This is a genomic window from Pseudonocardia sp., from assembly GCF_035305885.1.
Taxonomy (GTDB): Bacteria; Actinomycetota; Actinomycetes; order Mycobacteriales; family Pseudonocardiaceae; genus Pseudonocardia.
This window is the reverse complement of sequence record NZ_DATGOP010000010.1, coordinates 23,094-32,613: the sequence shown is the minus strand read 5'-3', so window position 1 is coordinate 32,613 and position 9,520 is coordinate 23,094. Positions and strand designations below refer to the sequence as shown.

At 75.2% G+C, this 9,520-nt stretch carries 7 protein-coding genes; 6 read left to right on the top strand and 1 reads right to left on the bottom strand.

Annotated elements, in window-relative coordinates; all coding sequences use genetic code 11:
- Positions 1 to 210: 210 nt before the first annotated feature.
- Complete coding sequence (locus VKZ81_RS01760) at positions 211 to 1,011, bottom strand: IclR family transcriptional regulator (protein WP_324239588.1); 801 nt, start codon at positions 1,009 to 1,011, stop codon at positions 211 to 213.
- Positions 1,012 to 1,111: 100 nt separating this feature from the next.
- On the opposite strand from VKZ81_RS01760, the gene hutH reads away from it, so the two are divergent.
- The 6 genes from hutH (at position 1,112) to hutI (ending at position 9,520) form a co-directional block, all read left to right on the top strand.
- Entirely contained in the window at positions 1,112 to 2,650 is a 1,539-nt protein-coding gene (gene hutH, locus VKZ81_RS01755; RefSeq protein ID WP_324239587.1) for a histidine ammonia-lyase, read from the top strand.
- 32 nt (positions 2,651 to 2,682) lie between these two features.
- Positions 2,683 to 4,356 carry a urocanate hydratase gene (gene hutU / locus VKZ81_RS01750; protein ID WP_324239586.1) on the top strand — a complete coding sequence of 558 codons (1,674 nt, stop codon included), beginning with the start codon at positions 2,683 to 2,685 and terminating at the stop codon, positions 4,354 to 4,356.
- Between the two features lie 70 nt (positions 4,357 to 4,426).
- On the top strand, positions 4,427 to 5,860 hold the full coding sequence (locus VKZ81_RS01745; RefSeq protein ID WP_324239585.1) for a purine-cytosine permease family protein: 1,434 nt from the start codon (positions 4,427 to 4,429) through the stop codon (positions 5,858 to 5,860).
- The gene (locus VKZ81_RS01740) at positions 5,857 to 7,035 is read left to right on the top strand and encodes an allantoate amidohydrolase (RefSeq protein WP_324239584.1); all 1,179 of its coding nucleotides are present in this window, start codon (positions 5,857 to 5,859) and stop codon (positions 7,033 to 7,035) included. Before VKZ81_RS01745 ends, VKZ81_RS01740 begins: the two co-directional genes overlap by 4 nt.
- The gene (locus VKZ81_RS01735; protein ID WP_324239583.1) at positions 7,032 to 8,357 is read left to right on the top strand and encodes a formimidoylglutamate deiminase; all 1,326 of its coding nucleotides are present in this window, start codon (positions 7,032 to 7,034) and stop codon (positions 8,355 to 8,357) included. Before VKZ81_RS01740 ends, VKZ81_RS01735 begins: the two co-directional genes overlap by 4 nt.
- Entirely contained in the window at positions 8,354 to 9,520 is a 1,167-nt protein-coding gene (hutI, locus tag VKZ81_RS01730) for an imidazolonepropionase (RefSeq protein WP_324239582.1), read from the top strand. Before VKZ81_RS01735 ends, hutI begins: the two co-directional genes overlap by 4 nt.

Here is a 9,520-nt window from a genome sequence, read left to right as displayed (position 1 = left end):
AAGACGTTGTCGCGGTACACCCGCGGTGTGATCATCTGCGGTCCCCCCGAACCTCCGCCGACGATGCGAGTGACAGGCAATCTTGCACAGACTTGATCTGAGTTCCACCGGAGCGGTCGGTGTGGTGAGGTCAGCTTCCCGTCCGACGGGGCCGAAGATCCATGGGAGGAGCATCGACGCGACACCGGTGACGGGGATCTCGGCGCGCGCTCACCCGGGCGGGCGCCGGTCCGCGGCGTGCTGGGCCTGGCCGCCGATGCGCGCCGCGATCGCCCGCGCGGTGCGGGAGACCTCCGCGACGACCAGCTCGCGCAGCTGCGGGGTGATCTCCTCGCGCGGCATCGTGACGGTGGCGCTCGCGACCGGGTGGCCGGTGTGGTCGAGCACGGCCACGGCGATCGAACAGAACCCGGGGGTCACCTCCCCGTCCTCGACGGCGTAACCCCGCCGCCGGGTCTCCACGAGCAGCCGCCGCAGGGCCGAGAGCGACCGGGGGCCCGCGTCGTGGCGCGTCACGAACGAGTCCGGGTTCGGGTACAGGGCCCGGGTCTGCGCCGCGGGCAGGGCGGCGAGCATCGCCCGGCCGCTCGCGGTGAGGTGGGCGGGCAGGCGCACGCCCACGTCGGTCACCAGCGGCGGGCGGCCCGGCGCGCGCTCCTCGATGAGGTAGACGACCTCGTTGCCGTGCATCACGGCGAGGTGCGCCGTGTGCCCGGTGCGGTCGACGAGCCGGGCGAGCGGCACCCGCGCCAGGCGCTGCAGCGGCGCCTGGCGGGCGTAGCCGGTGGCGAGCTCGTAGGCGGCCAGGCCGAGGCTGTAGCGGCGTTCGTCGGCGAGGTGCACGACGAAACCGTTCTCGACCAGGGTGGCGAGCAGCTGGTAGGTCGTCGAGCGGGGGAGGCCGAGCTCCCGCGCGATCGCGGCCGCCGGGACCGGGCCTGCCTGCCGTCCGAGGTGGCTCAGGATCTCCAGGACCTGGTGGGCGGCGGGGGCCTTCGGCGCGCCGAGCACGGCCCGAGGCTACCGCTTTCGGGGCAACTGTCCGGGATCCCGGACGGAACCACGCGCGGATCCGTGGTGCGGCCCACCCCGGCCGGTGTCCGATGGCACCGTGCAGCACATCACAGTCGGGTCGGGGCCGCTGACCCCCCAGGAGGTCGTCGCCGTCGCCAGGGGCGGGGCGGGCGTCGAGCTGTCCGCGGAGGCCGAGAGCGAGATGGCCGCGGGCCGCAAGGTCGTCGAGGCCCTCGCCGACGACGAGCGGCCGCACTACGGGATCTCCACCGGCTTCGGCGCGCTGGCCGTGCGGCACATCCCGCTCGACCGGCGGGCCCAGCTGCAGCGCAGCCTGGTGCGCTCGCACGCGGCCGGCAACGGCCCCGAGGTCGAGCGCGAGGTGGTGCGGGCGCTCATGCTGCTGCGCCTGTCGACGCTCGCGACCGGGCGCACCGGCGTCCGCCCGGAGGTCGCGCGCGTGTACGCGGCGATGCTGACCGCGGGCATCACGCCCGTGGTGCGCGAATACGGGTCGTTGGGCTGCTCGGGGGACCTCGCGCCGCTCGCCCACTGCGCGCTCGCCGCCATGGGCGAGGGCGAGGTGCGCGACGCCTCCGGCACCCTGCGCCCCGCGGGCGAGGCGCTGGCCGCCGCGGGCATCCGGCCGGTCGAGCTGGCCGAGAAGGAGGGCCTCGCGCTGATCAACGGCACGGACGGCATGCTCGGCATGCTCGTGCTGGCCTGCCACGACCTGCGGCTGCTGCTGCGCACCGCCGACGTGGCCGCGGCGATGAGCGTGGAGGCCCTCATGGGCACCGACGCCGCGTTCGCCGCCGACCTGCAGGCGCTGCGCCCCCACCCCGGGCAGGCCGACAGCGCGGCCAACCTCAGAGCCCTGCTCGCCGGCTCGGCGATCATGGCGAGCCACCGCACCCCGGACTGCACGCGGGTGCAGGACGCCTACTCGCTGCGCTGCGCGCCGCAGGTGCACGGCGCCGCGCGCGACACGCTCGCCCACGCCGAGGCGGTGGCGGGCCGCGAGCTCGCCGCGGCGGTCGACAACCCGGTGGTCACCGTCGACGGGCGGGTGGAGAGCACCGGGAACTTCCACGGCGCCCCCATCGGGTACGTGCTCGACTTCGTGGCGATCCCGGTCGCCGACGTCGCGTCGATGAGCGAGCGGCGCACCGACCGGTTCCTGGACGTGGCGCGCAACCAGGGGCTCCCCGCGTTCCTCGCCGACGACCCCGGCGTCGACTCGGGGCACATGATCGCGCAGTACACGCAGGCGGGGATCGTGTCCGAGCTCAAGCGGCTCGCCGTCCCGGCCTCGGTGGACTCGATCCCGTCCAGCGCGATGCAGGAGGACCACGTCGCCATGGGCTGGTCCGCCGCCCGGAAGCTGCGGCGCGCCGTCGACGGCCTCGCCCGGGTCATCGCGATCGAGGTGCTCACCGCCGCCAGGGCCCTCGACCTGCGCGCCCCGCTCGCCCCCGCCCCGGCCACGGCGGCGGTGCGCGACCGGCTGCGGGCCGAGGTCGCGGGCCCCGGGCCGGACCGCCACCTCGCCCCCGAGATCGAGGCCGCCGTGCAGTTGGTCACCTCCGGCGAGGTGCTCGCCGCCGCCGAGAGGGTCATCGGCCCCCTCCGCTGATCAACACTGCGCTGACCAGGAAGGAGTTCGTCATGGAGGGTGCTCGGCCCGTCCGCGCGGCGCGCGGCACGACGCTCACGGCCCGGTCCTGGCAGACCGAGGCCCCGCTGCGGATGCTCTGCAACAACCTCGACCCGGAGGTCGCGGAGCGGCCCGACGACCTGGTCGTCTACGGCGGGACGGGGCGGGCGGCCCGCGACTGGGCGTCGTTCGACGCGATGGTCCGCACGCTCACCACACTGGCCGACGACGAGACGATGCTCGTGCAGTCCGGCCGTCCGGTCGGGGTGCTGCGCACCCACGAGTGGGCGCCGCGGGTGCTCATCGCCAACTCCAACCTGGTCGGCGACTGGGCGAACTGGTCGGAGTTCCGGCGGCTGGAGAAGCTCGGCCTGATCATGTACGGCCAGATGACCGCGGGCTCGTGGATCTACATCGGCACCCAGGGCATCCTCCAGGGCACCTACGAGACGTTCGCCGCGGTCGCCGACAAGCGGTTCGGCGGCACCCTCGCCGGCACGCTCACCGTCACCGGCGGCTGCGGCGGTATGGGCGGGGCCCAGCCGCTCGCCGTCACGCTCAACGGCGGCGTGTGCCTGGTGATCGACGTCGACCCGGCCCGGCTGCAGCGCCGCGTCGAGCACCGCTACCTCGACGAGGTGGCCGACGACCTCGACGACGCCGTCACCCGCGTGGTGGCGGCGAAGAAGGAGAGCAGGGCGCTGTCGGTGGGGCTGGTCGGCAACTGCGCGCGGGTGCTGCCGGAGCTGCTGCGCCGGGGAGTCGAGGTCGACATCGTCACCGACCAGACCTCCGCGCACGACCCGCTGTCCTATCTCCCCGACGGCGTCGACCTCGAGGACTGGGACGACTACGCGACGAAGAAGCCCGAGGAGTTCACCGACCGGGCGCGGGAGTCGATGGCCCGCCACGTCGAGGCCATGGTCGGGTTCCTCGACGCGGGCGCCGAGGTCTTCGACTACGGCAACTCGCTGCGCGACGAGGCCCGCAAAGGCGGCTTCGAGCGCGCCTTCGCCTACCCGGGTTTCGTGCCCGCCTACATCCGGCCGCTGTTCTGCCAGGGCAAGGGCCCGTTCCGGTGGGCGGCGCTGTCGGGCGACCCCGCCGACATCGCGGTCACCGACGACGCCGTCCTCGAGCTCTTCGGTGAGAACGACCGGCTGCAGCGCTGGATCCGCGCCGCCCGCGAGCGGGTGGCGTTCCAGGGCCTGCCCGCGCGGATCTGCTGGCTCGGCCAGGGCGAGCGGGACCGGGCCGGGCTGCGGTTCAACGAGCTCGTCGCCTCGGGCGCGATCACGGCCCCGATCGTGATCGGGCGCGACCACCTCGACGCGGGGTCGGTCGCCTCCCCCTACCGCGAGACCGAGGGCATGGCCGACGGTTCCGACGCCATCGCCGACTGGCCGCTGCTCAACGCGCTGGTCAACACGGCGTCCGGGGCGACCTGGGTGTCGATCCACCACGGTGGCGGCGTCGGCATGGGCCGCTCGATCCACGCCGGCCAGGTCACGGTCGCCGATGGCACCGAGCTCGCCGCTTCCAAGATCGAACGCGTGCTGACCAACGACCCGGCGACGGGCGTGTTGCGCCACGTGGACGCGGGCTACGACCTGGCGGTCGAGACGGCGCAGGCCCACGGGCTGCGGGTCCCGATGGCCGAAGGTGCAGGAAAGCCACATTCCTGAAGCCAGGCTTCGTGAAAGTGGCTTTCCTGCACGACCGCTGATCACCGAGAGGAGCACCCGGAGGGGCCGCATGGAGCCGCAGACACCGGCGCCGCTCGCGCGGATCGAGCGCCGATCCATCGACGTGATCCCGGACGCGGAGCGGCACGGGCCCGCGTTCAACCAGTTCACGCTGTGGTTCGGCGCCAACATGCAGATCACGGCGATCGTCGACGGCGCGCTCGCCGTCGTGTTCGGCGCCGACGCGCTGTGGGCCATCGTCGGCCTGCTGATCGGCAACCTGGCCGGCGGGTGCGTGATGGCGTTGCACTCGGCGCAGGGGCCGCGGCTCGGGCTGCCGCAGATGATCTCCAGTCGCGCGCAGTTCGGGGTGTACGGAGCGGTCGTGCCCCTGGTGCTCGTGGTGCTGATGTACCTCGGGTTCGCCTCCACCGGAACGGTGCTCGCCGGGCAGGCGGTCAACGAGGTGCTCGGCGCCGGGTCCCCGGCCGTCGGGATCTGGGTGTTCGGCGCGCTCACCGGGATCGTCGCGACCCTCGGCTACCGCTACATCCACATGCTCGGGCGGATCTCGACGGTGGTCGGCGTCCTCGGCTTCACCTACGTGGGCATCCGGTTGCTCGCCGACCACGACGTGCCCGCGTTGCTCGGCGTGAAGCCGTTCGACACCGCGACGTTCCTGCTCGCGGTCTCCCTCGGCGCCGGGTGGCAGCTGACCTTCGGCCCGTACGTGGCCGACTACTCCCGCTACCTGCCCCGCGACACCAGCGAGCGGGTGACGTTCCACGCGACGCTGTGGGGCACCGTGCTGGGCTCGCAGTGGTCGATGAGCCTCGGCGCGCTGATCGCGGCCATCCCGATGTCCGACGGCGGCGGGTTCCTGGACAACCAGGTCGGGTTCCTCGGCGAGCTGGCCGGCGGGGGCGCCGCCGCGGTCGCGATCTTCGCGGTGATCGTGGTCGGCAAGCTCACGGTCAACTGCCTGAACGCCTACGGGGGCTTCATGTGCCTGTTGACCACGGTCACGTCGGTGACGCGGGCCGCCTCGGTGTCGCGGGCGGGGCGGGTGGCGTTCATCGGCGCGTTCCTGCTGGCGTCGGTGCTGATCGCGCTGCTCGGTTCGGAGAACTTCCTGGAGAACTTCCGGCAGTTCATCCTCGCGCTGCTCATGGTGTTCACGCCGTGGAGCGCGGTGAACCTGATCGACTACTACCTGATCTCCCGGGAGCGGGTCGACGTGCCCGCGCTCTACGACCCCGACGCCCGCTACGGGCGGTGGAACGCCGTCGCGCTGGTCTCCTACGCGATCGGCGTGCTCGCCCAGATCCCGTTCATGGCGCAGGCGCTCTACACCGGCCCGATCGCACGGGCGCTCGACGGCGCCGACATCTCCTGGATCGTCGGCCTCGTCGTCACCGCCGCGGTCTACTACCCGTGGGCCAGGCGCACCGCGGACGTGCCCGAGGAGATGATCTACCCGGCGGGGACGGTCGCTCCGCGATGACCTTCGACCGCATGTGGACCGACCTGCAGCCCGTGGGCCGGGACCCGCGCAGCGGCGGCTACCGCCGGTTCGCCTGGACCGCCGAGGACGCCGCCCTGCGCGAGTGGTTCACCGGCGAGGCCGCCGTGCGCGGGCTCGACCTCACCACCGACCGCGCGGGCAACCTGTGGGCCTGGTGGGGGAACCCGGACGCCGACGGGCCCGGGCTCGTCGTCGGCAGCCACCTGGACTCGGTGCCCGACGGCGGCGCGTTCGACGGCCCGCTCGGCGTCGTGTCCGCCCTCGCCGCCCTGGACGCGCTGCGCGAGCGCGGGTGGGCGCCGCGCCGCCCGCTCGGCATCGCCGTCTTCGCCGACGAGGAGGGCGCGCGGTTCGGCGTCGCGTGCGCGGGCAGCCGGATCATCACCGGCGCCCTCGACGCGGACCGGGCCCGCGGGCTGACCGACGCCGACGGCACCACGGTCGCCGAGGCGATGGCGAAGGCGGGCCACGACCCCACCCACGTGGGCCCGGACCCGGAGGCGCTGCGGCGGGTCGGCGCGTTCGTCGAGCTGCACGTCGAGCAGGGCAGGGCGCTGGTCGACGCGCCGGGCGACGCGGCCGTCGGCGTGGCGAGCGCGATCTGGCCGCACGGGCGGTGGCGGCTCGATCTGCGCGGCCGCGCCGACCACGCGGGCACCACCCGGCTCGCCGACCGCGACGACCCGATGCTGCACCTCGCCGAGGCCGTCACCGCGGCGCGGCGGGCGGCGGAACAGCACGGCGCGCTCGCCACGATCGGCAAGGTGCGGGTGGAGCCGAACGGGGTCAACGCGATCCCGTCCCTCGTCACCGCGTGGCTGGACGCCCGCGGCCCGGTCGAGGCGGACGTGCGGGCCGTCGTCGCCGCGGTGGGGGCGGCGGCGCGCACCGAGCCGGTCGAGGAGTCGTGGACCGGCCCCACCGCGTTCGACGCCGACCTGCGGGACCGGCTGGCCGGGCTGCTCGGCGCGCCGGTGCTCGCCACCGGGGCGGGCCACGACGCGGGCATCCTGTCCGCCGCCGGGGTCCCGACGGCGATGCTGTTCGTGCGCAACCCGACCGGGGTGTCGCACTCGCCGCACGAGTTCGCCGAGCCCGCCGACTGCCACCGCGGCGTCGCCGCGCTCGCCCGCGTGGTCGAGGAGCTGGGGTGACGACCTACTGGTGCGAGCGGGCATGGCTCGACGGCGGCCCGCGCGAGCGGGTCCGGGTGACGACCGACGGCGACCGGATCACCGGCGTGGCCGCGGGCGCCGACCCCGAACCCGGCGACGTGCGGCTTCCGGGGATCGTCCTGCCCGGCTTCGCCAACGCCCACAGCCACGCCTTCCACCGGGCGCTGCGCGGGCGCACCCACGACCGGGGCGGCACGTTCTGGACCTGGCGGGAGCGGATGTACGCGCTCGCCGCGCGGCTCGACCCGGACCGCTACCTCGCGCTCGCCCGCGCCGCGTACGCGGAGATGGCGCTCGCCGGGGTCACCTGCGTCGGCGAGTTCCACTACCTGCACCACGACCGCGGCGGCGCCCGCTACGCCGACCCCAACGCGATGGGCCGCGCGCTCGTCCAGGCCGCCGCCGACGCGGGCGTGCGGATCACGCTGCTGGACACCTGCTACGTCGCGGGCGGGCTCGGCGCCTCCGGCCACCTCCCCCTGGACGGCGTGCAGCTGCGGTTCGGCGACGGCGACGCCCACGCGTGGGCGGAGCGGTTCGGCGAGCTCACCGACACCGACCGGGCGCGGGTGGGCGCGGCCGTCCACTCGGTGCGGGCGGTGCCCGCGGGCCAGCTGCCGGTCGTCGCCCACGCCGCGGCCGGGCGCCCGCTGCACCTCCACCTGTCCGAGCAGCCGCGGGAGAACGAGGCGTGCCGGGCGTTCTACGGCTGCACCCCCACCGCGCTGCTGGCCGAGCAGGGGCTGCTCGGGCCGAGCACGACCGCCGTGCACGCCACCCACCTGACCGACCACGACGTCGAGCTGCTCGGCGGCTCCGGCACCACCGTCTGCGCCTGCCCCGGTACGGAGGCCGACCTCGCCGACGGCATCGGCCCGTTCCGGGCGCTGCGCCACGCCGGCTCCCCGCTCGCGGTCGGCAGCGACCAGCACGCCGCCGTCGACCTGCTCGCCGAGGCCCGCCTGGTCGAGCTGCACGAGCGGCTCGCCTCCGGGGAACGGGGCCGCATCGCCCCGGGGGCGCTGGTCGACGCCCTCACCGCGCACGGGCACGCCTGCCTCGGCTGGCCGGACGCCGGCCGCATCGCCCCCGGCGCCCGCGCCGACCTCGTCGCCGTGCGGCTGGACTCCCCGCGCACCGCGGGCGTCGCCCCCGAGCAGGTGGTGATGGCCGCGAGCGCCGCCGACGTGCACACCGTCGTGGCGGACGGCCGGCTCGTCGTCGACGCCGGCGAGCACGTGCTCGGGGACGTGGGCAGGCTGCTCGCCGACGCCGTCGACCCGATCTGGGAGGAGCAGTGAGCACCCTCGTCACCGGCATCGCCGAGCTCGTCACCAACGATCCCGCGCTCGGCCCCGGGCCGCTGGGGATCGTGGCCGACGCCGCGCTGGTGGTCGACGGCGGCCGCGTCGCCTGGGTCGGGCCGGCCGCGGCGGCGCCGGCCGCCGACACCCGGGTCGACGTCGACGGCCGGGCGGTGCTGCCCGGCTTCGTCGACAGCCACAGCCACCTGGTGTTCGCCGGGGAGCGCTCCGCCGAGTTCGAGGCCCGGATGTCCGGCGTGCCCTACGACGGCGGCGGCATCGCGTCCACGGTCGCGGCCACCCGCGCCGCCGACGACGAGGCGCTGCGGGCGCGGCTGCGGTCGCTGGTGGCGGAGATGCGCGCCCAGGGCACCACCACGGTCGAGGTGAAAAGCGGCTACGGGCTGACCGTCGCCGACGAGGAGCGGGCCCTTCGGCTCGCCCGCGAGGTCACCGACGAGACCACGTTCCTCGGCGCGCACGTCGTGCCCGCCGAGTACGCCGGGCGGGTCGACGAGTACGTCGCGCTCGTCACCGGGCCGATGCTCGAGGCCTGCGCGCCGCACGCGCGCTGGGTGGACGTGTTCTGCGAACCGGCCTCCCCGCACGCCTTCGACGGCGACGCCGCCCGCGCCGTGCTCACGGCCGGACGGGACGCAGGCCTCGGCCTGCGCGTGCACGGCAACCAGCTCGCGCCCGGGCCCGGTGTGCGGCTGGCGGTCGAGCTGGGCGCCGCGAGCGTCGACCACTGCACGCACCTCACCGACGCCGACGTCGACGCGCTGGCCGGGGGTGGCACGGTCGCGACCCTCCTGCCCGGCGTGGAGTTCTCCACCCGCCAGCCCTACCCGGACGCGCGCAGGCTGCTCGACGCGGGCGTCACCGTCGCGTTGGCCACCGACTGCAACCCCGGCACGTGCTTCACCTCGTCGATGCCGATCTGCATCGCGCTCGCCGTGCGCGAGATGGGGATGACCCCCGCCGAGGCGGTGCGGGCCGCGACCGCGGGCGGCGCGGCCGCCCTGCGCAGGGACGACGTCGGGCACCTGGGCGTCGGGGCGCGCGCCGGCCTCGCCGTGCTGGACGCGCCGTCCTACCGGCACCTCGCGTACCGGCCGGGCGTGCCGCTCGCCCGCGCCCTCGACCTGACCGAGGGGTGA